Raw genomic sequence first — 19,588 nt, 5'->3', positions numbered from 1 at the left:
GAGTTACCTTATGCATTCATTAATGTAAGAAGACGCTCACGCGCCAGTTTTTCATTGATAGCTTTGGCTAAACCGCCGCTGTCGCGTGCTTCTTTCCACGCTTCCATTGACCGCACCGTTGAATTCGCAGCCTGATAAGCCGGATAAGTCACCGGACTGACATCATACAGACGGGATATTTTGTGAATTTCCCGGACAACCATGCCGTCATCATCCTGGTACCAGTCATCACCATTCACCGCCACACTGAACGCGAATGAACTCTGATTGACATCACCGCGTAACATCGGGGCAATAACCAGATCCCGGATAGTCTGCGTGTCGGGCGCAGTGATGTCGTAAACAAGCCCCTGCTCTGTGACACTCAGGGATAACGTCCCGGAAGAGGACCGGCCGAGGATATAATTGCGGTCATGGTTAAACAGCCCGCGCACATCATCATTCAGCACATCGTCGAATGCGCCGGGTTTGATAATTTCACGGAATCCCCACATCGGCTCTGACAGGGAATTAAACACCGAGGCCAGACCGATAATGTGGGTCGGCTTGTCCTCTTCCCCCGGCGCGGCCCGTACCTCTCCGACATAGCTGCGGGTTTCTCTTTCATTACTGCTCATCTTTTTCACCACCTTTTGATTTACTGCCGACAGGTTGTGCGGCGTTAACGCTGACCAGCATTTCATCCAGCCCGCTAACCGGGTTCATATCCTCAAATGCCCGCGCCTCATTCCGGCTCATCCAGCCGTCAGTAATGGCGTAATGATAAAATTCAGCACGCTCTTTCGGGGTTCCGCGTAACAGCCCGGCCAGATTAAACCGGGCATAAAATCCGGCGCGGCGCTCCTGCCGGGTGAACAACCGCCTGTTAAGCTCCTGCTCCCAGTTCACCACCCACGGCATAACTGTGTGCCGGACAAACTGAATAGATTGTTCGGAAATGTTGGAGAATGTCGCCTTTTCCAGGTCATTGATCATGTGTGCCGGCACATTAAAAATTCCGGCAATCATGGAGCGGTTGAGTTTCAGCATGTCAATCAGCTGGGCATCCACCGGGGAAACAGTCAGGGCTTTGTAATCAAGATCAGCAGGCAACAGCATGGTTTTGTTTTCCTGGCTGCGCAGTGCCGCAGACGCTTTCTGCCACATGTCTTTCAGTCTGGCCCAGCCATCTTTCTGTAAATCCCCTTTCACCGAGACGATACCGGCAGGACGGGCGTTACCGCCGAAGAAAGAACTGGTGTATTTCTGCCCGGACATCCCCATGCCGATGGTTTCCGCATGCTGCACTATCGGGCTGATCCCCATCCGCTGGTTATTACCCAGCGCCCGGATATGGATCATGTCATCCGGGCTGACCGCAAAATTACCCTGTTCGTTATAAACCCCGTAGGTATACCGGCCGCCTGTATTGAGTAGTGCGGTTTCCCACGGCATACAGGCTTCCAGATTGGTCACCTCACCGCGACTGTTACGGATCACCTGTGTGTAGCCGTTTCCCCAGCCGAGAATGTGGCGTTCTTTGGTTTCCCGCCATTTATAGCTGGTCTGCCATTCGTTCGGCTCATCGTGAACAAGGTGGAACACGGGATGATCGCGGGCAGTCTCAACCTTATCGCCGGTTTTGCGCATCACATGCAGCGGCATCTGTGCTATTGAGGAAGAAAGAACATAAATACAGGCATATACAGCAGCCAGTTTCATCGAAGTTTCTGGGCTGACATACACATCGGCTTTGAACAGACCGTCTGTATCAACAGAATCTGCACTGATGGGTACCGCCGGATTCTCAATACTGGTCGGTGTATCGCGGAATAATGCATCAAGAAGCACGTTTCCCCCTCATGGCCACAGCCAGTGAATAGATAACCATTGCTGACCCGCCAATCACCAGGGAATCCGGCAGGCCGTATTTCAGGTAACAGCCAGCCAGCACCGCGCCGAAACCTGTCAGGGCAGTGAGATCAAGAAGTATATTTTTCATAGGAATAGAATTTCTTCGTCAGGATCCAGAGAGGAAAGGAAGTCACCGGGACCGTTCAGCATCGCTCTGCCTATAGCCATAATCAGCGCTGTTGCACCGTCAATTTTGTTTTCGTTCTGCTCTTTGGTGGGGCGGACAACATCATCATTGCCCGGCAGATATCTGCCGACCACGTTACCGATACACCATGTCATGATCGGATTACCGTCATGGTGAAACCGTCCGGCCGCTACAGCAGCTTCCAGCTCCTTCATCGGGTCGGACATGTTGGTGTAGTTTTGTACTATTGTGATCGGATTCATCCCCTCATCAGCCAGTTCATGGGAGATGTTTGTTGCGCCATGCGGGTCGATAGCTGTCTCATCAACCGGATTTATCAGGTTTCCGGCCTTCGCATCCTCCAGAATGACGCGGTAATCAATCTCCGCTCCTGCTGTAAGTTTAAGATGCTTCGTTTCCACCCATTTCATAAAACGCTCTGCTGTACGTCTGTTTTCAACATCAACGCTGAATACGGCGTCATACGGAACATAAAAATCAGGTGAAATACAGTAGTAATGGCGTTTGCCGTCAATAACCCGGTGAAAAAGCCTTACCCGTGAGTTCATGTCGAGTTTTCTGGCTAAATCCAGAGCCTGAACACAGGATTGCCCCTCGAACATTTCCAGGGTGAGTGTCTTATCCTCACATTCCCGCCAGGACACCATGTTGAAATAGGCCGCCCGGGCGGAAACCCAGATATTCAGGTGCTTTGTTTTAAATATACCCGCCAGACGGGCATTGTTTTTGGCTCTGTTCTGCTGGCTGATCAGGAAGTCACTGTAGACAGAAACCCCCATATTCGGATTTGCTTTGCGCAATGTTGCCGGATCTGTCCAGTCATCACCATCGTCAACGGTATAAATAATGCCGAAAAGCTCAGGATTCGGCACCGTACCATTGAGCATTTCAATCACTTCGCGCCGCTTGTCGTAACACGGGCCTTCAATGTTATATCCGGCGGTGGTGATAGCCCACATCAGCGGCTGCCGCCTGGCCCCCATACCGGTAATCATGGTCGTGTACAGGGCATCCGTGTCGTGCTCATGGTATTCATCAACGATAGCGCAGTGCGGGGACTGACCATCACCGGGGGATCCGATAAGTGGCTCAAACCTCGCCCCGTCTTCCGGCCGGTTCATGTTTTTTGCGTTGACCTCTATACCGAACGCCTCCGTCAGCAGCGGGGTACGCTTGCACATCAGTTTTGCGGGGCGGAACACTTCCCATGCCTGCTTTTCCGTGGTAGCACCGGAGTAGATTTCAGCACCAAACTCGTTATCACAGGTAAAACAATATAGAGCAACACCGGCTGAAATAGCTGATTTACCATTCTTACGTGGGATCTCCGTATAAACTTCACGGAACCGCCGCAGCCTGCTGCCCTTGTGAACCCAGCCAAATGCACTGCAGACAATAAATAGCTGCCACGGCTCCAGTGTTATCGGCATGCGCTTAAATGCCCATTCACCTTTGGTGTGCGGCAGCAGCTGGATAAATTTTGCGGCCTGTTCCGCCAGGTCTTTATCAAACCGGTACCGGAATTTACGGCTTTTTTCTTCACTCAGATCATCCAGATGACGCTGGCAGGCATCTTTCACGTACTGACAGGCCACAATCTTGCCGCGAACCACGTCGCGGGCATACTGACTGGCCGCGTTTACGTTCGGGTAAGATTTGCGACTCATGATGTGATTAACCTCATAAACGGATTATCCTGTTTTTTCTGTCCCGCCAACCCGATCAGACGCTGACGGCTTCCCGGATCCAGACCGAGCATTGCACCGGTGCGATCCATTTCGCTTTCCTGCTCTTTTTTCGCGGTTAAATCGGGGTTCTTTATCGGGCCGCCGGTTGCACCTTTCAGCCGGGTACCGTCTCTGGCTATTGCGATAACCAGCTCCCGCCAGAAATGATAAGCAACACACCAGCGCTCAAGAACGGCCAAATCAGTCAGACAAATAATCCCCTGTCCGCACAACTCTTTGACGGTCATTTCCCACATTGTGACAGCGAGGTGCAAATCGTTTTCCGCAAACCAGCCCGGCGGGTCGACACCGGTCAGCGGGGTAAAAACGGGCTCATCTTTATTCAGTGCCCGTTTGCCGGGATTGCCAGCCAGTTCTTTTCTGGCTGTCGGCTTCGGGCGGCGACCAGATTTGCCCGGAGTGCCAGCCATAAAATCCCTCCTTACGGATACATAAATACTGCTTACAGATCAGCCGGTTTTAATTTCATTTTTCGCGGGTATAAAAATCTGACTAAGGCGGCGGTCCCCTGAGGCGAGAGTGGCAAGGATTTGACCTCCCCTCCCCTGTGAATAATAGTGTAACTTTAACCTACGGAATTATTTTCATTCAGGGTGTCCACTTTAACCGACTCCCTTTCACCGCCCGCAAGCCACGCCTCTGCTCGCTTGACTCCACTGAAATACATCCGATCAGGATTAAGAAAATTAAGCAGCATGTCATGGGTTACCCTGATGAACTGCAGTGTATCTGTTGCGTAGTGCCGCGGGTCATTGTTAAACCCCCAGCGAGAAAGGTAATCCAGACGATAGAGGACATTATCTATCTCCACATCAACCATGCGTATGAACCAGTCGGGCGCTTGCTTATCTGCTGCCTTAATGCGATTCAGTCTGAGCTGACGCATACGTGGATGGGTAACGATACTGTCCGCATACGCTTTGGCAAACAGCGCAGCCTGGTATTCATTCTGTGATTCGGGTAAATCAGGTAGCGTCATCGTGTTCTCTCCGTTGCGGTCTTCCGGCTTTGGGGTCCGCAGTTACCAATGCGCGGGCTGAATACCCTGCTGATACACCATCCTGCATTAAGCCGGTAGTCCAACGAAGCTCTGGATAGACCAAGATAATTAGCCCACTCATTCAGGCACATTGTCTTTCCATGTGCAGTGTATCTGCGGGGTGATTTCTCTCTCATTTTTTTCGTCATTTTGCCTATACCCCGTTTCTGATTACAGACAGGACAACTTGGCACTAGGTTGCCGGGTTTATTGTTAGTTTTGCAGTCATCAAGATGATCAATATGCAAAGTATCCCAATTCACTGATTTACCACACCAATGGCAATCAAACGGGCCTGCACCATGAATATCGTAATAAACTTTACGGTGCTCATAGACACGACTTCTGCAGCCAGCCAGCGGATGCTCAGGTGCATAAACCAACAGATATCCTCCTGAATGCTCCAGCTTACCTTCCTTTCTGGTACTAAGCTTTTCGGTTGAACCATGGCGACGAATGCGCATGTAATGCTTCTCGCAATATTTGCTATTACGTGAACGGGTGGACATGCCGCAATCTGTTGCTTCACAGACGTTATGGGCGTGCGAAAGCCCTGAGTCATTCTTTAGCTCAGTCATATTTGCCTCAAAATTCAGAATCGCTTCAGGTGTTCGTGTGCGGTTTTGGCTTTATGGCAGGAGTAACAGAGTGACTCTAAATTTGATTCCGCATCGGTTCCCCCATGTGCTTTAGGTGTGATGTGGTCGACTGTCTTTGCTTCCGTTGCCCGGCCTTCACGCAGGCATTGCTGGCACAGGTGCTTATCCCTGCTCAGCACCACGGTACGCAGGCGGTCCCACTTGGTACCATATCCACGCTCGTGACGGCTCTTACCCTGCTGGTGGTTCTCCCACCCAGTATTGCGGTGCTCTTCGCAGTATCCGCTGCGGTCGGTGGTTGTCTTTGCGCAGCCACGTTTGCGGCAGGCGCGGGGTATGCGTGGTGGCATCATATCCTCCGATTATAAAGCCGACTCATTATGAACAGACTTTATGATTGGTTTATGCCGCCTCTCCGGCTGTCACGCCTTTTATTCTCCAATGACTGACGTTGCCACTTACACCATGAGTCAGGCTGGATTCGTTGTTTTTGATTCTCTCCGCGCACTCACCGTACAAGGTAGACGGGTTATGGTTAACACGGAGGGACGGCGACAACGCGGCGCACACAAAAAACGCTATATAGCAGGACGTTGATGTTTGGTTTAAGTTTGTTCCGGTATTCTCCCGCCGTAAGTTTCCTAAACGGATTTCATTGATCTTTACAGCCCACTTTCCATCCGGTTATGGGCTGCTTTTTTTGTTCTTTCATCGGTAAGAGTCGGCCATTTAGCAAAGCGTTGTTGATTTGTTTAATTTGTTATGGCTATATTGTTGAGCGTGAATTAATAGATATTTTTTCATCATTTTCAGCCCTGCATGATGCATGGGCTATTTTTTTGCCCATAACAGGCGGGGCGTTGATACTTTGTTGAACTGCCTGTCGGCATAATAATCCGCAACAGATACCCATTTCTCATGCCTTGCATCGGCCCTTTATTGTTATAGTAAAGGGCTGTTTTTTTGTCTCTCCGCTTCTGTTGTCTGCTATTTAGCCGAGCACTCCGTTCTCACATAATCCCTCAGGCCAAGGTATTGCTTTTCCAGCGTTTCAAGCTGTCCGAGGAGATCGAAATAATCCGGTTCAGCGTCTCTCGCCAGGGTGGCGGGTCTGCTATCATCCATGCCGGCGGCGGTATCGGCTCCGCTCTTTGGACACTCGGCTTTGATGTACACGCGCTTAGTGCCAGACTTAACAGCGTCACGCAGACTATCAATTTCAGTTTTGGCATTGGTTAACTCCTGCGTGTACATAGTGTCGAGTTCGTGAAGTGACTGAATGCGGGATTTATAGTCTTTGTTGATGGCGACCTGCTCAGCAAACTGAGAGGACAGCAGCTGATAATTATCTTTCAGACCACCATACAGGTGCAGGGTAAGTAGCAGACCAATGACCAGCACCACACAGATACCAGTCAGTGCTTTTGTCAGCCAGTCCATATCATGACTCTTTTACTGACAGCGCAGCGTTACCGACCGGCAGCGGGCGATTATCCACCGGCACACCTGACGGCCAGCGGTAACCGGTAACACGGTCGGCACTGAATGCTTTGATATTTACTGCATCGGACTGATTGCCACCCAGAACCATCAGCTGACCTGATTCTGTTTTGCCGACCACAAACCCGACATGGCCGCCACCAGTACGGGAAAATGTGACAATGCAACCGTATGCGGGCTGTGTCAGCATTTTTCCGAACGCCAGATATGAGCGGGAAGAATCAGAACGGGTCGAACGAATACCAGCACGTTCCAGGCAGGCATTAACAAATCCTGCACACCACGGCACTTTACGCGCAGTGCCAACCAGTCCGCGCAGTTTGCTGTCAATCCACATCTGGTCTACTGCTGCGGAACCTGCTGCCGTGTGTTCTGATACGCCGATTTCTTTTCGGGCCTCAGTAATCCATTCTGGCTCAGTCATCTTTTACTCCAAGTTTATTTTTAATTACCTTTGCCGCCAGCTCGAGAAGCACATACAGCTTCCGGGTGCCCAGGAAACCAATCATCGCACCGCAAAATTCAGCCAGCAGCCCCCAGCTTCCGGTGTCACCGCTGCGTAATAACCACCAGTCCATAAACCGGATAGTCCCCACACTGAGCAGGCCGCAGATGACTGCCTCGCCCAGCGACTGCTTCCACCGGGAGCCATCCCGGCGCTCTCTGATGTAGGCGATAATAGTGGCGACAGAAAAACCGCCCAGCAGCGGGGTGGCATTCTGCAACCAGCGCAGTATCTGTGCCCACCAGTCAAATTTATCAGGCATACGCATATATCCACCCCCTGCGGAGTGTTCCGTGTGTAAATTAATAAGGGAAATGCCGCAACCGGTTTATATGTTTTAAACAGGTTAAAGTGAGGTGGCTGCGGCATGGTTCGGGTAATCCCACCAGCGGCGGGAAAGCAATAAAAAGAGCACTGACGAGCGTCGCCACATATCCTATTGGCCTTTCGCAGATTGCTGGTCAGAAAATAAAATATGCCGTCTGCCTGGCGCTCTTTTTGTTGCTTCCTGAAAGAAAAAGGCCGCCGGAGCGACCTGTGATTTAGTTAAACGTAATTAACACATATCCGGGATATGGTTATCAGTTCAGCCCAGTGAAATTAACCGGAGTGATGGCTGGTCAGCTTCGGATGGAGTAAAAATGCCCGATATCATCAAAGAGAAAAGCATTACCTTAACACTTGAATCTAATGTAAAAACAACACAAGATTTACTGGAGGAACTGACAGCAATAAAAGCCCTCATTGCTCATATTTATTTCAAGCTTCCTGAGCGCCAGAGAAAAGAACTACTGGTTGAGCTTGAGCCATTTAAGGGAAACAGGGCTATTGAAGGCATGATGAAAAACTTTAGTCTCGCTGATAAGAAATAGTACATTTCGTATTCACTGAAACTGAGCAAACCTTGTTTTCAATTTCATGACAAAGGCTGGCTTCCTGTTGCTTGGTGGTCAGCCTTTCTTCCAGATCGGTAACACGCTGTTCTAATGTTTTACCATCTCCACCGGGGCACCCTGTCGCTGAAACAGGTTCACCGTTGGGGTGATAAAACTCAAATCTTTTTGCGATCAATTTATAAGTATCTGTGTCTGTAGATGCTGCATCCACCATACCGGCGGCATTAAATGAATGAAATAGTTCATCACACGGCACCATATGGACACAGACAGCACAACCAGCCGGTGCATTGCTTTCGATGCGCAGCGGCTCACTCCGGGTATAACCCACATCATACTCACGGTAGAACGTACCGGTATGGCGACCTTCAATGCGATCACTGACCAGCAGGCGCTTACCCTGCCAGATATTAAAATCCACATAATCACCGGTAGCCGCGCTACCCAGACTACCTATGGATACTGTTAATTTTTTCATCTCAATACCTTTTTGTAGATATCAGAAAGCCGCACACAGCTCTTGTGTTAAGTGATAACGAGGTGATTGATACTGTGGCGGCGTATATGGAAAAAGGCCGCGCAGGCGACCTTTCAGATTGGTGGCTGATATAGTTCAGCCGGACTGCCCTGCGCTAACAAAGCGATTGCTACTGGTATTCAGTTGCCCGGAATAGCCGAACATGTGAACTATCCGGAAAGTACTTCAGAATCCATATCTTTGCCGCTGTAATTCCCTGTAAGCCTCCTGGCTTGCTTTTATTGTGTTCAGCGTGCTTTCCGCGTATGGGTCTTCTTTTGGTTTGTCTTTTAGCTGACTATTATCAGCAGAAGCACACCCAAATAAAAATACAGAAAAAATAAGTGGCAGTAGTTTCATTCGCTCTCCGGTCGCTTTCATTTTAAATTTAGACCACGGGAACTGAATAAGTTCCGTCGCGCAAAAAACCACCCGAACACTTCAGGGGGCCTGCCTGCAAACTGTCGTTACGAGCTGGGTTCCAGACAATAAAAAAGCCCCACCGAAGTGAGGCTATGAATTAGGAGGCTTTTTCTGTTGACCATGCTAGGTATGCAGGATCCGGCAAGTAAAAAATTCCGTCTCGAGTATAGTGTTTATACATATCGACTAACGATATTGTATTACTTTTTCTATCCCATTGAAAATGCAAAACCCAATCAGATGTTTTGTATTTACCATTCTGGGAACGAAACTCTGGGATGCCTATATGATAATGCCATAATTCATTCTGACGAGCGTAGGTATACTTGGCATCGGTTGTATCTAACCCTCGCCAAGAACACGCTATTTTTCCTTCATAGCAGGAAAAATCAGACAACCCATTGTTCTCGTATACATCAACAAAATCTAGAATCTTATCCTGCTGATCTGATGGAAAGTTTTTGAATTCCCTAGCAAATAATCCAGAAAACTCCCAGTTGTTATCGGTTGCCATGTCAGAGCATCATCCCTAATTACGCAGTTGCACGATCTAAAATAAACTTTCTTCGTTCTTCTCTGCTCAAACCATTTGGTGCGCGATACCTAGTAGAGTTGATTGCAGCATTCATTCTGTCGACATCGAACACTACTACTGTTTTTTGCCTGTTCTCAAGCGCTTCTTTCAAATCAACCACTTTGTTTATTGTTAGCATAAGATTGTCCATCCCTTTCAAGGCTCGATTTCTTAAATCGGCAGCGAACGTTAAATCCTTTAATCGGGGATCATTGAGTATGCTCTCAAAAGATTTTGATATAACGGCTTTGGCTCTAATAATGCCATCCGTTGTTTTATCAATGAGTTTAGCCGTCCTGCCAAGCTCATCATCAGAGAAATAAACGCAATCTATGTTGTCCATAGTTTGACTAACTTCACGCTCCAATAGTATTCTCGCTTGCTCTAATCGAGAAACTTTATCATTTATCTCTTGGTAAAAACCATCGAAAACATTTTTATTTTCACGACTCTTCACCACATTTCGACCAGAAGGTGATGTGGCTTTTTTTACAATCTTAACAATTGGAGTCGTCGTTTGGCTTAACTGAACTTGAGCTGAACAAAAAAGTGGCAGTATAGCCAAGCCCGCGTATGTTAATGTTTTCATATTATCCCTTATTGGGCACATCATGGTTCTTACCAGGAAATTACTGCAGCACCGTACATATTCAACTTTTATTACCGCTGCTTCGCCAGTTACAGTTCCGATGGCTAACAGCCAAGAAGGAGCTTTAGCCTATTTAACTATAAGTTAAGTTATGAATCCATAGTTAATCACACAAAACGCAAAAAAATCAACGTTATCAACATTTATTAAAGTTACAATCCAGTTTTGTGGATAACCCTGTGGATAAAGAAAAAGTGATAGCTTTAGCTCTTTTAGCCGGCTGACAAAAGTAACTAAGAAATATAAAAACCCCGCGAGTGCGAGGTTTAAAATTTGTGTAGTGCGCTAACCGTAAGATGCCCACTATTTGGAGATAATAAGGCACTTTCGGACAAAATGCAAGGGTTATGTCTGCTGCCCTATGGCGCGAAGAATTGAAGAGTGGAGACTTGACCCGCTGTATATACCATGTTTAACAAGTAACAGCGTAAATAAAATGAAAAACATCAACAAAATAGTATTAGCAATCCAATTTCCCCAGTGCGTCTCTTTTAAATATGATATGTAGTCGTGAAGTATAGCGAACATAGTTGCGCATAAAACAAATGAAAAAACACATATTGATATTGTGTACTTCCAGGAAGAGCGGTTATCGATCACAAAAATATTGAATGATATGACCGCAAAAATAAGAAGAGTCGGTGACATTAAAGCCATCGACCTCCGGAAAAAATCTAAAGATAACGAAATGCGAAATGATTTTTTTTTCATTTACTTACCTGGTAATTAAACTTTTACATCACATCAAACTATTCCGGTGATTTTTATACCTTATTTTGTTATATAACTAAATAAATTTTCCGCCTGACTTTCCTCAATATGACATTTCCCTGTCAGACCTTCGGAAAACGGTTTCCAGTTTCTGCGCCATGTTCTCTCGTTTAAATCCGGTACCAGATGCTTTATCGCCTGATACGCCACTGACGACGGCACACGCTTATACCCGCGCCCCGAGCATTTCGGACAATCTTTGAATACCGGCGCACCCTGTAATTCGCTCTGCTCTTCGTCGTACACCTTCCCCCGGCCTTTGCAGCGGCACCGGTGGGTTAACTGCCCTTTACCGTTGCAGGTCGTGCACAGTTCGTCAACGCGCTCAGTGCGGACTACCGGCTCAACAATCACAGTACCTTCCATATTGGTGATACCCGGATGCTTCACCACCTCTTTACGGCGATAAATCAGCCCTTTTCCGTCGCAGTCCTGACACTGGCAGACAGAACCCGCTGAACGGGCGTAATCCTCAAATGCCATTGCGGCCAGAATCTTCATACACTGAGCAACACGGTTACCGGCCGATTTCGCCACCAGCTTTGGTACCGTGCGCAGAGCATACTGCGTCAGTGCTTCAACCGTCCTGAATTTATCTTCAATGCTGACATCATTCTTACCAAAAAACGCATGCATGCCGAACGCGGCCCGCTGTGATGCCATACCCATTGCCGCTGCCGAATCCATGCCTTTCAGTCTGTCCGGGGCTGTGGAGTTTGAGCTGTCACTGAATGTCGGTGACTTCGGATGAAATTGTTTTAATGCGCTTTCGAGTTTCATTACGCGGCCTCCTGGTGTTTTTCCCGGTAAAATGTCAGTTCCCGGACTTCACTTCCGTCACGGATCAGGTCATTAAAATCACCTTTATCAGGCCAGCGAACGCTGACCTTCTCCACATCATTGTTTGCCACAAGGTTGCGTTTGGCACAGGCAAAAGCCGCAGCATGCCCGGTTGCGCTGCCCCAGTCAGCATCAGCAAAAACAATCAGGTGAGTCACTCCTTTCGGTGCAGTGAACTTATCCATAAATCCGGCATTAATCGTTGCCCAGGTGTTTACCCCGTAAACCTGTTTACAGGACAATGCTGTCTCTATTCCTTCAGCCACTCCCAGCGTGGATGCGACCGGAAACATGCGGATTGCCACTGATTCGGCATAATCCAGATAGTTATCTTCCTGCAGCTTTGTCATGCGCTTTACCACATTGATATCGGCCTTCCGGTCACCGTCCAGATATGTGCGGTGCAGATAACACAGCTGACCTTTTGAGTCCGTGGCCAGCGCCCACATGGCCTGATAATTAATAACCGTCATGCCTTTACGAGTCGGCTGTCTCTCACAAAACCGGATATGTTCTGCCGGTAACGTAAATATGCCCCGGTTTTGCAGGTAGCCAGCCGCTGAGGTGTCTTTCAGATCCGGCATCTGAGCATAGCAACTGATAAATTTTTCACGGTCTGAACGGGTATTGCTGCTGACCGGCTTCAGAACCTCTTTTTCCCGGTTATTTCCGAGCAACTGATCAATCTCATCCGCCAGCTGCTTAAAGCTCTTACCCTGTGTTTTTTCCAGCAACTGAAATCCTGTGCCGGAACTGCAGGTGCAGATATACGTTCCCCGGCCGTCCTGATCGTCTATGCGAAATTTTCCCTTTTTCTCACATATCGGGCACTTTCCTGTAAAATGCCGTTTCCCGGTGATCGGCGGCAGTCCGTAGTGTGCAAAAATCTTTTCCCACTGCCCCTTTGCTGCTTCAGCTGTATTCACAATAATTCTCCCTGCTGTGCGTTTTTATTCAGTTGCTGTTTTAAATCTGCGATTCTCTGCGGCATCAATGCTTCGGCTTTCTGTTTGCGTCTAACCCACTGAATACGTTTGTGTGTGATGAAATTGGATACCTCCGGGGTTATTTCCTGCGGTGTGGCATGCAGGCTGCGCGGCCATTCACCGAACTTGTCCCTGAAGGTATTAGAGACCCACCCGTCACTGACCGGCTTTCCTTCTGTGGCGCGGATGTTCTGGTAATATTTGAGCTGGGAGTAAAAACTCTGTTTGTCTTTGGTGGTATAAACCTTTTCGGATTTGCCCATTTTTTTGATATTACGGGAGGTATCAACATCAACGTCTTCACCGGCCAGCGGTTTAAAGCCGCATTTCGGGCAGACGTAAACACCGGCAGGCTTCATGTAGTGACAGGATGTGCATTCCTTCGGCTTTTTCTCCCGCTTTTCCTGGTCACGAACAGACGATGATTCTTCCAGACCGTCACTTTTACCCGGCAATTCGTCATATTCGATATCATCAGGAAACCCCAGACGATGTACGGAGCCGGAGTGATCGAAAATAAGGCATTTATCTTTGCCTTGTGCTTTACGCAGACCCCGACCGAGACACTGTACCCAGCGAATTTCCGATTTCGTCGGACGGGCGTAAATAATGCACCGGACATCACTGTCAAACCCGGCAACCAGTGTGCCGACGTTCACGATGATTTTTGTCCCGCCCTGCTCAAAGCGGTGGATGATAAGCTGGCGCTCTTCATGCGGGGTATCTGCGGTAATAATCTCTGCATTCACACCCGCCCGGTTAAACGCTATCGTGACGAAATTTGCATGGCTGACGGTCACACAAAAACAGATGGTCGGCAGGTTCTGACCGTTGGCCAGCCAGTTATCGACCACGTCACCGACCAGATCCGCACCCGACATAATTTCAGCAATGTCAGCCTCTTTGTAATCGCTGCCATACTCTGCGCTGCTGGTGGATTTAACCGCAGAAAGATCCGGCTTTGTCGGGGCGTAAAACTCATACGGACTCAGGTCCCCGCGCTCGATCAGTTCTTTCATCGTGGTAGGTTTGATCAGTCTTTCGTAATACGTCCCCAGGAACGGAGAAAACGGTGTGCCGGACAGGCCAATCACCTTAAATTCATTATCGCGGATAACTTCCAGCAGTTTTTTACGGCGCAGATGGGCCTCATCGATAAACAGCAGATCGATGTTGTCCGGGAATTCACGGCGGATCAGCGTATCGGCTGACGCAATCTGGATCAGTCGTGTAGGGTCATAGTTCGGATGCTCACGCCAGACAAAACCGATATCTTCCATCGGAATCCCGTAATCGATAAACCGTGCTGCGGTCTGTTCAATCAGGATCGTGTACGGCACAACAAACATCACCCGCATATCACGGCTGTTGCAACCGTGCGTGATGAATGCAGCCAGCGCTGTTTTACCGCTGCCGGTCGGACTGCTGATCATGAACGTGCGGTGTGATTTCCACTCTCTGCGCAATAACCGCAGTGCTCTTTCCTGTGCAAAATTTGGTGTGATAGTTAACATGCCATTACCTCAATTTTATCGACCAGGTAGCACTGCCAAGGAGAGGGGTATTTTTAATAAACGGACGTCTATACGTCTGATGCCATTTTTAACCCCTACAGAGATCTATCTTTAAGATCTGAGTCCTTCCCTTGGCAGTGCCTTCCCCTACACCCCTTTCAAAGATCACCCCCCTTACCCCCCTAGAAAGTTTTCCCCTCTTCCCCAAACCGGAAAACCATCTGGACGGCTAAACGTCTTAACTTCCACACCTCCTGATAATTTTTATCCCGCAACTTTCTGTGGGTCTGCGGTGTAACCCTGCATGGCTCTGTTAAACTTCCTGACGTATTCCCTGAGCCGTTTATTCGCTTCCCTGCGTGCTGTGTTGTCTTTCCTGTACGGAACAGGCTCTGCTTCCCACCGTTCCTGATACACCGCTGAGTAAGCCACCAGCGCCCTGTTTCTGGCTCCCGGTGATAACTGCAACAGCATTTCCTGAATCCATTTGCCGTCATCAGGAAAATAGCTGTCAGGCATCAGTGTGTTTTGGTTCGGATGCATGGGAATAACCCTCCGGATGAGGGAAAAGATCAGGAAGATCAGGGCGAATTTCGTGTGGACTAATCAGCCCGCCAGTTGCTGACACTATTCTCAGCACGCACTCGACTGGTACTTTGCTTTTCCCATACAACCAATCGCATACTGTTGGCTGTGCTCTACCGCACTTTTCGGCAAGCGCTTGCTGGCTACCAACATGCGATATGGCTTTTTCGATTGCTTCATTTTTCATTATCGGTTCTCCTATTTCCAATAGGATACAAATCGGAAAACCGTTTGTCTATAGGCGTTCCGATTATTGGTTGCTTTTTATCGGAAAAGCGATAGAATCACTCTTACGTTTTCGGAGGATATAAAATGAGTTTTTCTGATAGGCTAAACACCGCAATGCAAAAGGCAGGGTATACTCAAGGGGCTCTAGCTAAGGCTGTCGGCATGGCTCAGTCCAGCATTAACCAGCTACTTAACAAAGCCACAGGATCTAGGAAAACTGTTGAAATAGCCAAGGTGTTGGGGGTTAATCCTGAGTGGCTGGCGTTTGGTCAGGGGCCTATGCTGCCTAGTGGACAATACTCCGTGGAACGATTAACCGGAACTTACGAACACGAGATTGCCATACGGGATTCATATACAGTCGATTTGATGGACTTGGCATATAGTTGCGGTCCCGGAAGTTATAATTCTGATTTTCCAGATATTATAAGATCCATTTCTTTAGAGCCTGACTTTGCGTTGAGTCTCTTTGGCGGCAGGCCCGCGTCATCAATGAAAGCCATTAATGCTCAAGGTGACAGCATGCAAGGAACCATAGACCCGGAAGACTTGGTTTTTATCGACATTACTGTGAAAAAGTTTGAAGGTGACGGGGTATATGCATTTACATTTGGTGAATCATCTCACATCAAAAGGCTTCAAAAAATAAAAAATCATCTTGTCGTTCTATCCGATAACCCCGCCTACAAAGAATGGCAAATCGATGAACATGAGGAAGACCAACTTTTCATTGATGGTAAAGTAATAGTTAGTTGGCCCATGAAATTGCGACGTTTCGCATAAGCTTGCTCCCTGTCAAACCCGCATTCCTTGCGGGTTTTTTATTGCCTATTTTCCCTTAATTCGCCAGCATCAAAATAAAATCGGAAAACCGATTGACACCCCATAAAAAAATGGTATCTTGATAATCGGTAAAGCGATAATTCAAGGTGCGTGATATGAAAAATTTCTTAGGTTTTCCGTTAAATCATTCTGACGCGTTACATAACATTGAGATTATGTTGGAGGCAGGACTTCTTCTGGTTAGCAGCACAGATAACGAACTTAATGAGATCGGATTGTTGTTAGTGGGCATCACCAAGCGATACTCGTCTGAAGCATCTTTTGTTTCAATGGATCAGCCGCTCACAAATACATCACCGAAAAAATGTGTGCAGTCCGAACCATGCGTAAGCTTCCCGCTGCGCTTAAAACACGCCATGAAAGTGGCAGGATTAACACAGAAGGAACTGGCAGAACGCGCCGGGGTATCGCAAAGCGTGATCAGTCGGCTTATCACCGGTAAAGATAAAACCGGAACCCGGTCAGGTGTGTTGTCTCATGCGCTGGGGATAAATTTTGACTGGCTGCATTACGGAACCGGCGAAATGTACCCTACTAATTTTTCTACTGATAACCGCGAGGTTTAAAAAATGCCGACTATACATTGTATGTCAAATGGCAACGTGCCGAAACCTGACACCTATACAGCGGTTAATCAGATGTTCACCTTTCGGTTCTTTGCTATCAAGCGTATCGACCAGAACGCAAAACCTGAATGCAAAGAGGTGCAGGCGCCGGATTTACGGTCCGCAAAATTACAGCTTGTCCGTGATTATATTTTATCACTGGCAACACAGATTCCAGTTAAGGCGGTGTGACATGTTGGTAACGATAACAAACGAGAAAAACCCCGACGTTCGCTGGGAATTTCGCCAGGACCCGAAAAGCGGACGCATGGCCGTGAAATGGCTGAAGGACGGAACTCAGGATCAGATCATTGCCGCCCTTCAGGAAGCATTAGAAGAGGCTAAACATCAATTTTCATTGATTGAATAAGTGAATTTATCGGAGCTGACTTCATCAGGAATAGACAGCACCACATTCCAATACCCGGATTCAGGAATAGTAATACGGACAGGAAAAATGGCGCTAAAACCCCCGATCCAGTCATGAGCTTCATCTTTATTGAATAACTCGTAATTTTCATCATCCATGACCAGAACATTGGTCTGGTGTGAGCAGGTAACACAAAGTTGATGTCCGGCTTCAAAGTACTCCCGGATTCTGGCGTGAGCGGTCATAAAAATTCCTCTTTGTTTGTGGTGAACAGAGGATACCACCGCTGCCTGAGGTGGGAAAACAATCAGGCACAATTAAAAAAGGTGATTTATGGCGCATGAAATTGATTTAGAAACAGCGGAAAGGAAAGTATCGCAATTAAATACCCTGCTGTACGTTATCAAAGACGCTGACTTTATCGCTCTTGATTGCCAGCAGGTATCCGATTTATTTGAGCTCGCATCGTCATTAGCTGACCCGATTGCCTGCTGGTTAATCGAAGAAAACGAACAAAGAAAGGAGTTGTGACATGGAACACGAAATTAATTTAGGAACCGCTGTCGATAAAGCAGCACAGTTAAGCGCACTACTGTTCCAGTTAAGCGCCCATTGCATTGACCCGATCACGGATAACCTTATCGAACTGGCGCGTGAATTATCTGACATGGTTTCTGGGTTTCTGATTGAAGAAAGCATAAACGACAATCGTGACATGTCACAGGAGGTAGCTGCCAGCCGCGTGCAGCTCATAGATACGTTACTCAGAGTTAAGGCGTTTACAGCAGCAGCGCAACACCTGATTAACGACAACGAAGAACACCCGCTATCACTGAAATTACTTTGTCAGGCGGAAGCTGAAATTGATGAGGTTCTGGAGGGAGACGAAAATGAATAAAGTGACCGGTGCATATACCGAGCAGGATTTAGAAGCATATAACGATATATGCGACCAGGCATATACCGTGATTAGAAACACCGATACATCGGTGGCTGAAAATCACTCTCAACGCCGCCTGCTGGAATTAGATGCATTATTAACCCACATTCGCTGTGATGCTATACCGCAAATTATTCAGGATAGCGGGGTTCTGCTTTTAGTTCAGTACTGGTTAGAGCAGCTGCAACGACCGGCCCATGCAGAACGTAGCGATACAAATAATAAGGTTGCGAACAATGGCTAAATACAGCCTTTTACCGGCACACCGCCAACACCTTGATGACGCGTTGAAAATAAACGAAGAATTACAGGCTTTATTAACACCCTTACTTACCGCAGTGGAAAACGAAGCTGACACTGACACCTATTTAATGTTACGTACTGTGCAGAGAATTATATTTGTTCAGTTGGATGATTTAACCAGATTAGACGCTGTAATTAAAAAGGACTGATTATGAATATCGGTGAATTACTCGAAATAAAAGACTTCAATGCGTTATCAGAAAAAGAACTGACAAATATATCTATCTATAACGGCGCATCCTCACAGGGGATTATTGAAGGCCTTAGTGTTATCGGAACTTTAATGTTTCAATGTTCATTAGGTGATAATGACATCTTAACTAAAGATACTATCAGAAGACTGGGTTTGTTTATTCAGCACACTGCAATGATTGCAGCCACATTAAATGAAAATGCAATGCAGTCTGAGAGTGAGTTAAATAGCCGCTCAGCCCCCCATCTGCACAATCAAAAGTCAGAGGGACAGCGAAATAAAATTATTGGTGTCATTGGCGATATCAACAATGCTGAATTATCACTACAGCAACTTAAAAGTGATTTATACGAAAACGAACCAGAGAAAGAAATAATATTCGCACAGCTTGATTTAGTGACATCTAAGTTAAGTGGTTCATTAGACCAACTGGAAAAAATGACAGGAAACAATCATGACTAATAAATTTGAAGCAATCGAAAAAGCATCAAAAGGTGAAATTACTATCGAAATGCGCCCCGTGTATGTTGTATCAGGTGCCAATCATGCTTACCTCAGCCAGGGCGGCGCGCTGAATAAACTGGCCTACATTATCGCTGAAAAGCAGTTTCATGCGGAAGGCAAGCAAACAAACGAACCCGCTCAGGCTATCCGGCTTGAGAATGGTGCGACCGCATGGAAAGCAGGAGCACCACGGGACGAATTTATCGAACGCAAAAACGAAGTGTTAAACGAATTAAAAGCGGCACTGCGCCGTGAAAACGAAATTATGAAATTAAAAGTTGAGCATAAAAAAGCTATTAAAAAAGCAACTGACGCACAAGAAGCTTTATCAATTGCATCATGGAAATTAAAGTCAGCCATTAATAAATAACAGAAATCAAAAATAACTTTTAATTACAGCGCCTGCGCTGGGAAT

The 19,588-nt window shown here is 47.4% G+C and carries 31 protein-coding genes; 11 read left to right on the top strand and 20 right to left on the bottom strand.

Annotation, left to right across the window (positions count from 1 at the left end):
- Nucleotides 1-8 precede the first annotated feature (8 nt).
- The 10 genes from X965_RS16810 to X965_RS16770 form a co-directional block, all read right to left on the bottom strand.
- Nucleotides 9-617 carry an HK97 family phage prohead protease gene (locus tag X965_RS16810; protein WP_036419074.1) on the bottom strand — a complete coding sequence of 203 codons (609 nt, stop codon included), beginning with the start codon at nt 615-617 and terminating at the stop codon, nt 9-11.
- Complete coding sequence (locus X965_RS16805; RefSeq protein ID WP_036419071.1) at nt 607-1,830, bottom strand: phage portal protein; 1,224 nt, start codon at nt 1,828-1,830, stop codon at nt 607-609. The genes X965_RS16810 and X965_RS16805 overlap by 11 nt, the downstream gene beginning before the upstream one ends.
- Nucleotides 1,820-1,981, bottom strand: coding sequence for a hypothetical protein (locus tag X965_RS19590; RefSeq protein ID WP_004239754.1), 162 nt, complete (start codon nt 1,979-1,981; stop codon nt 1,820-1,822). The genes X965_RS16805 and X965_RS19590 overlap by 11 nt, the downstream gene beginning before the upstream one ends.
- Nucleotides 1,978-3,708: a terminase large subunit gene (locus X965_RS16800; protein WP_036419068.1), complete on the bottom strand. Its 1,731-nt coding sequence runs from the start codon at nt 3,706-3,708 to the stop codon at nt 1,978-1,980. The genes X965_RS19590 and X965_RS16800 overlap by 4 nt, the downstream gene beginning before the upstream one ends.
- Nucleotides 3,705-4,199, bottom strand: coding sequence for a phage terminase small subunit P27 family (locus X965_RS16795; RefSeq protein WP_036419065.1), 495 nt, complete (start codon nt 4,197-4,199; stop codon nt 3,705-3,707). Before X965_RS16795 ends, X965_RS16800 begins: the two co-directional genes overlap by 4 nt.
- A 155-nt stretch (nt 4,200-4,354) precedes the next feature.
- Nucleotides 4,355-4,768: a hypothetical protein gene (locus X965_RS16790; protein WP_036419063.1), complete on the bottom strand. Its 414-nt coding sequence runs from the start codon at nt 4,766-4,768 to the stop codon at nt 4,355-4,357.
- Between the two features lie 652 nt (nt 4,769-5,420).
- Nucleotides 5,421-5,777, bottom strand: a complete 357-nt coding sequence (locus X965_RS19095; protein ID WP_036419060.1) for an HNH endonuclease — start codon at nt 5,775-5,777, stop codon at nt 5,421-5,423.
- Nucleotides 5,778-6,414: 637 nt separating this feature from the next.
- A complete protein-coding gene (locus tag X965_RS19255) occupies nt 6,415-6,867 on the bottom strand; it encodes a lysis protein (RefSeq protein ID WP_051997356.1) in 453 nt (150 codons plus the stop codon).
- 1 nt (nt 6,868) lies between these two features.
- The gene (locus X965_RS16775) at nt 6,869-7,351 is read right to left on the bottom strand and encodes a TIGR02594 family protein (protein WP_036419059.1); all 483 of its coding nucleotides are present in this window, start codon (nt 7,349-7,351) and stop codon (nt 6,869-6,871) included.
- The gene (locus tag X965_RS16770; RefSeq protein ID WP_253280781.1) at nt 7,344-7,700 is read right to left on the bottom strand and encodes a phage holin family protein; all 357 of its coding nucleotides are present in this window, start codon (nt 7,698-7,700) and stop codon (nt 7,344-7,346) included. The genes X965_RS16775 and X965_RS16770 overlap by 8 nt, the downstream gene beginning before the upstream one ends.
- A gap of 373 nt (nt 7,701-8,073) precedes the next feature.
- On the opposite strand from X965_RS16770, the gene X965_RS16765 reads away from it, so the two are divergent.
- Nucleotides 8,074-8,304: a hypothetical protein gene (locus tag X965_RS16765; protein ID WP_036419056.1), complete on the top strand. Its 231-nt coding sequence runs from the start codon at nt 8,074-8,076 to the stop codon at nt 8,302-8,304.
- On the opposite strand, the gene X965_RS16760 is transcribed toward X965_RS16765, so the two are convergent.
- The 9 genes from X965_RS16760 to X965_RS19085 all read right to left on the bottom strand — a co-directional run bounded on the left by X965_RS16760 (nt 8,282) and on the right by X965_RS19085 (nt 15,374).
- Nucleotides 8,282-8,806, bottom strand: coding sequence for a hypothetical protein (locus tag X965_RS16760; RefSeq protein WP_036419053.1), 525 nt, complete (start codon nt 8,804-8,806; stop codon nt 8,282-8,284). The two genes, X965_RS16765 and X965_RS16760, sit on opposite strands and share 23 nt — an antisense overlap.
- A gap of 225 nt (nt 8,807-9,031) precedes the next feature.
- Entirely contained in the window at nt 9,032-9,205 is a 174-nt protein-coding gene (locus tag X965_RS19385; RefSeq protein WP_156341075.1) for a hypothetical protein, read from the bottom strand.
- Between the two features lie 160 nt (nt 9,206-9,365).
- Nucleotides 9,366-9,782 (bottom strand): hypothetical protein, encoded by a 417-nt coding sequence (locus X965_RS16755; RefSeq protein ID WP_036419049.1) that lies wholly within the window; start codon nt 9,780-9,782, stop codon nt 9,366-9,368.
- Between the two features lie 19 nt (nt 9,783-9,801).
- On the bottom strand, nt 9,802-10,431 hold the full coding sequence (locus X965_RS16750) for a hypothetical protein (protein ID WP_036419046.1): 630 nt from the start codon (nt 10,429-10,431) through the stop codon (nt 9,802-9,804).
- A gap of 831 nt (nt 10,432-11,262) precedes the next feature.
- A complete protein-coding gene (locus X965_RS16745; RefSeq protein ID WP_036419043.1) occupies nt 11,263-12,042 on the bottom strand; it encodes an antitermination protein in 780 nt (259 codons plus the stop codon).
- Complete coding sequence (locus tag X965_RS16740) at nt 12,042-13,028, bottom strand: toprim domain-containing protein (RefSeq protein ID WP_036419039.1); 987 nt, start codon at nt 13,026-13,028, stop codon at nt 12,042-12,044. The genes X965_RS16745 and X965_RS16740 overlap by 1 nt, the downstream gene beginning before the upstream one ends.
- Nucleotides 13,025-14,602 carry a DEAD/DEAH box helicase gene (locus X965_RS16735; RefSeq protein WP_036419038.1) on the bottom strand — a complete coding sequence of 526 codons (1,578 nt, stop codon included), beginning with the start codon at nt 14,600-14,602 and terminating at the stop codon, nt 13,025-13,027. The genes X965_RS16740 and X965_RS16735 overlap by 4 nt, the downstream gene beginning before the upstream one ends.
- A gap of 264 nt (nt 14,603-14,866) precedes the next feature.
- Nucleotides 14,867-15,145 (bottom strand): hypothetical protein, encoded by a 279-nt coding sequence (locus X965_RS16730; RefSeq protein WP_036419035.1) that lies wholly within the window; start codon nt 15,143-15,145, stop codon nt 14,867-14,869.
- Entirely contained in the window at nt 15,114-15,374 is a 261-nt protein-coding gene (locus tag X965_RS19085) for a helix-turn-helix domain-containing protein (RefSeq protein ID WP_072144588.1), read from the bottom strand. The genes X965_RS16730 and X965_RS19085 overlap by 32 nt, the downstream gene beginning before the upstream one ends.
- Before the next feature lie 125 nt (nt 15,375-15,499).
- On the opposite strand from X965_RS19085, the gene X965_RS16725 reads away from it, so the two are divergent.
- The 4 genes from X965_RS16725 to X965_RS19380 all read left to right on the top strand — a co-directional run bounded on the left by X965_RS16725 (nt 15,500) and on the right by X965_RS19380 (nt 17,233).
- A complete protein-coding gene (locus X965_RS16725) occupies nt 15,500-16,198 on the top strand; it encodes a helix-turn-helix transcriptional regulator (RefSeq protein ID WP_036419033.1) in 699 nt (232 codons plus the stop codon).
- A gap of 155 nt (nt 16,199-16,353) precedes the next feature.
- A complete protein-coding gene (locus X965_RS16720; RefSeq protein WP_036419030.1) occupies nt 16,354-16,824 on the top strand; it encodes a helix-turn-helix domain-containing protein in 471 nt (156 codons plus the stop codon).
- 3 nt (nt 16,825-16,827) lie between these two features.
- On the top strand, nt 16,828-17,055 hold the full coding sequence (locus tag X965_RS16715; RefSeq protein ID WP_036419027.1) for a host cell division inhibitor Icd-like protein: 228 nt from the start codon (nt 16,828-16,830) through the stop codon (nt 17,053-17,055).
- A gap of 1 nt (nt 17,056) precedes the next feature.
- Nucleotides 17,057-17,233 (top strand): Rrf2 family transcriptional regulator, encoded by a 177-nt coding sequence (locus X965_RS19380; RefSeq protein WP_156341074.1) that lies wholly within the window; start codon nt 17,057-17,059, stop codon nt 17,231-17,233.
- Here the strand turns inward: X965_RS19380 and X965_RS16710 are convergent.
- A complete protein-coding gene (locus X965_RS16710) occupies nt 17,212-17,478 on the bottom strand; it encodes a DUF1883 domain-containing protein (protein WP_036419024.1) in 267 nt (88 codons plus the stop codon). The genes X965_RS19380 and X965_RS16710 overlap by 22 nt on opposite strands.
- A gap of 88 nt (nt 17,479-17,566) precedes the next feature.
- Here X965_RS16710 and X965_RS16705 point away from each other — a divergent pair, with 88 nt between their 5' ends.
- The 6 genes from X965_RS16705 to X965_RS16680 are packed head-to-tail and all read left to right on the top strand — an operon-like array spanning nt 17,567 to nt 19,543.
- Nucleotides 17,567-17,764 carry a hypothetical protein gene (locus X965_RS16705; RefSeq protein ID WP_036419021.1) on the top strand — a complete coding sequence of 66 codons (198 nt, stop codon included), beginning with the start codon at nt 17,567-17,569 and terminating at the stop codon, nt 17,762-17,764.
- Between the two features lies 1 nt (nt 17,765).
- Entirely contained in the window at nt 17,766-18,131 is a 366-nt protein-coding gene (locus tag X965_RS19810; RefSeq protein ID WP_036419018.1) for a hypothetical protein, read from the top strand.
- Entirely contained in the window at nt 18,124-18,417 is a 294-nt protein-coding gene (locus X965_RS16695; RefSeq protein ID WP_036419015.1) for a hypothetical protein, read from the top strand. The genes X965_RS19810 and X965_RS16695 overlap by 8 nt, the downstream gene beginning before the upstream one ends.
- On the top strand, nt 18,410-18,625 hold the full coding sequence (locus X965_RS16690; RefSeq protein WP_036419013.1) for a hypothetical protein: 216 nt from the start codon (nt 18,410-18,412) through the stop codon (nt 18,623-18,625). Before X965_RS16695 ends, X965_RS16690 begins: the two co-directional genes overlap by 8 nt.
- Nucleotides 18,626-18,627: 2 nt before the next feature.
- Nucleotides 18,628-19,131, top strand: a complete 504-nt coding sequence (locus X965_RS16685; RefSeq protein WP_036419011.1) for a hypothetical protein — start codon at nt 18,628-18,630, stop codon at nt 19,129-19,131.
- On the top strand, nt 19,124-19,543 hold the full coding sequence (locus tag X965_RS16680; protein ID WP_072144587.1) for a hypothetical protein: 420 nt from the start codon (nt 19,124-19,126) through the stop codon (nt 19,541-19,543). Before X965_RS16685 ends, X965_RS16680 begins: the two co-directional genes overlap by 8 nt.
- Nucleotides 19,544-19,588: the final 45 nt, after the last annotated feature.

Source organism: Morganella sp. EGD-HP17 (genome assembly GCF_000512315.2).
Classification (GTDB): Bacteria; Pseudomonadota; Gammaproteobacteria; order Enterobacterales; family Enterobacteriaceae; genus Morganella; species Morganella morganii.
Note: the sequence above shows the minus strand (reverse complement) of the source record. Positions and strands in the feature narration are given on the sequence as shown.

Excerpts from the sequence above, each read along its gene's own strand:
- X965_RS16810 (WP_036419074.1), bottom strand. The coding sequence starts at position 617 with ATGAGCAGTAATGAAAGAGAAACCCGCAGCTATGTCGGAGAGGTACGG.
- X965_RS19590 (WP_004239754.1), bottom strand. The coding sequence starts at position 1,981 with ATGAAAAATATACTTCTTGATCTCACTGCCCTGACAGGTTTCGGCGCG.
- X965_RS16800 (WP_036419068.1), bottom strand. The coding sequence starts at position 3,708 with ATGAGTCGCAAATCTTACCCGAACGTAAACGCGGCCAGTCAGTATGCC.
- X965_RS16795 (WP_036419065.1), bottom strand. The coding sequence starts at position 4,199 with ATGGCTGGCACTCCGGGCAAATCTGGTCGCCGCCCGAAGCCGACAGCC.
- X965_RS16790 (WP_036419063.1), bottom strand. The coding sequence starts at position 4,768 with ATGACGCTACCTGATTTACCCGAATCACAGAATGAATACCAGGCTGCG.
- X965_RS19095 (WP_036419060.1), bottom strand. The coding sequence starts at position 5,777 with ATGCCACCACGCATACCCCGCGCCTGCCGCAAACGTGGCTGCGCAAAG.
- X965_RS19255 (WP_051997356.1), bottom strand. The coding sequence starts at position 6,867 with ATGGACTGGCTGACAAAAGCACTGACTGGTATCTGTGTGGTGCTGGTC.
- X965_RS16775 (WP_036419059.1), bottom strand. The coding sequence starts at position 7,351 with ATGACTGAGCCAGAATGGATTACTGAGGCCCGAAAAGAAATCGGCGTA.
- X965_RS16770 (WP_253280781.1), bottom strand. The coding sequence starts at position 7,700 with ATGCGTATGCCTGATAAATTTGACTGGTGGGCACAGATACTGCGCTGG.
- X965_RS16765 (WP_036419056.1), top strand. The coding sequence starts at position 8,074 with ATGCCCGATATCATCAAAGAGAAAAGCATTACCTTAACACTTGAATCT.
- X965_RS16760 (WP_036419053.1), bottom strand. The coding sequence starts at position 8,806 with ATGAAAAAATTAACAGTATCCATAGGTAGTCTGGGTAGCGCGGCTACC.
- X965_RS19385 (WP_156341075.1), bottom strand. The coding sequence starts at position 9,205 with ATGAAACTACTGCCACTTATTTTTTCTGTATTTTTATTTGGGTGTGCT.
- X965_RS16755 (WP_036419049.1), bottom strand. The coding sequence starts at position 9,782 with ATGGCAACCGATAACAACTGGGAGTTTTCTGGATTATTTGCTAGGGAA.
- X965_RS16750 (WP_036419046.1), bottom strand. The coding sequence starts at position 10,431 with ATGAAAACATTAACATACGCGGGCTTGGCTATACTGCCACTTTTTTGT.
- X965_RS16745 (WP_036419043.1), bottom strand. The coding sequence starts at position 12,042 with ATGAAACTCGAAAGCGCATTAAAACAATTTCATCCGAAGTCACCGACA.
- X965_RS16735 (WP_036419038.1), bottom strand. The coding sequence starts at position 14,602 with ATGTTAACTATCACACCAAATTTTGCACAGGAAAGAGCACTGCGGTTA.
- X965_RS16730 (WP_036419035.1), bottom strand. The coding sequence starts at position 15,145 with ATGCATCCGAACCAAAACACACTGATGCCTGACAGCTATTTTCCTGAT.
- X965_RS19085 (WP_072144588.1), bottom strand. The coding sequence starts at position 15,374 with ATGAAAAATGAAGCAATCGAAAAAGCCATATCGCATGTTGGTAGCCAG.
- X965_RS16725 (WP_036419033.1), top strand. The coding sequence starts at position 15,500 with ATGAGTTTTTCTGATAGGCTAAACACCGCAATGCAAAAGGCAGGGTAT.
- X965_RS16720 (WP_036419030.1), top strand. The coding sequence starts at position 16,354 with ATGAAAAATTTCTTAGGTTTTCCGTTAAATCATTCTGACGCGTTACAT.
- X965_RS16715 (WP_036419027.1), top strand. The coding sequence starts at position 16,828 with ATGCCGACTATACATTGTATGTCAAATGGCAACGTGCCGAAACCTGAC.
- X965_RS19380 (WP_156341074.1), top strand. The coding sequence starts at position 17,057 with ATGTTGGTAACGATAACAAACGAGAAAAACCCCGACGTTCGCTGGGAA.
- X965_RS16710 (WP_036419024.1), bottom strand. The coding sequence starts at position 17,478 with ATGACCGCTCACGCCAGAATCCGGGAGTACTTTGAAGCCGGACATCAA.
- X965_RS16705 (WP_036419021.1), top strand. The coding sequence starts at position 17,567 with ATGGCGCATGAAATTGATTTAGAAACAGCGGAAAGGAAAGTATCGCAA.
- X965_RS19810 (WP_036419018.1), top strand. The coding sequence starts at position 17,766 with ATGGAACACGAAATTAATTTAGGAACCGCTGTCGATAAAGCAGCACAG.
- X965_RS16695 (WP_036419015.1), top strand. The coding sequence starts at position 18,124 with ATGAATAAAGTGACCGGTGCATATACCGAGCAGGATTTAGAAGCATAT.
- X965_RS16690 (WP_036419013.1), top strand. The coding sequence starts at position 18,410 with ATGGCTAAATACAGCCTTTTACCGGCACACCGCCAACACCTTGATGAC.
- X965_RS16685 (WP_036419011.1), top strand. The coding sequence starts at position 18,628 with ATGAATATCGGTGAATTACTCGAAATAAAAGACTTCAATGCGTTATCA.
- X965_RS16680 (WP_072144587.1), top strand. The coding sequence starts at position 19,124 with ATGACTAATAAATTTGAAGCAATCGAAAAAGCATCAAAAGGTGAAATT.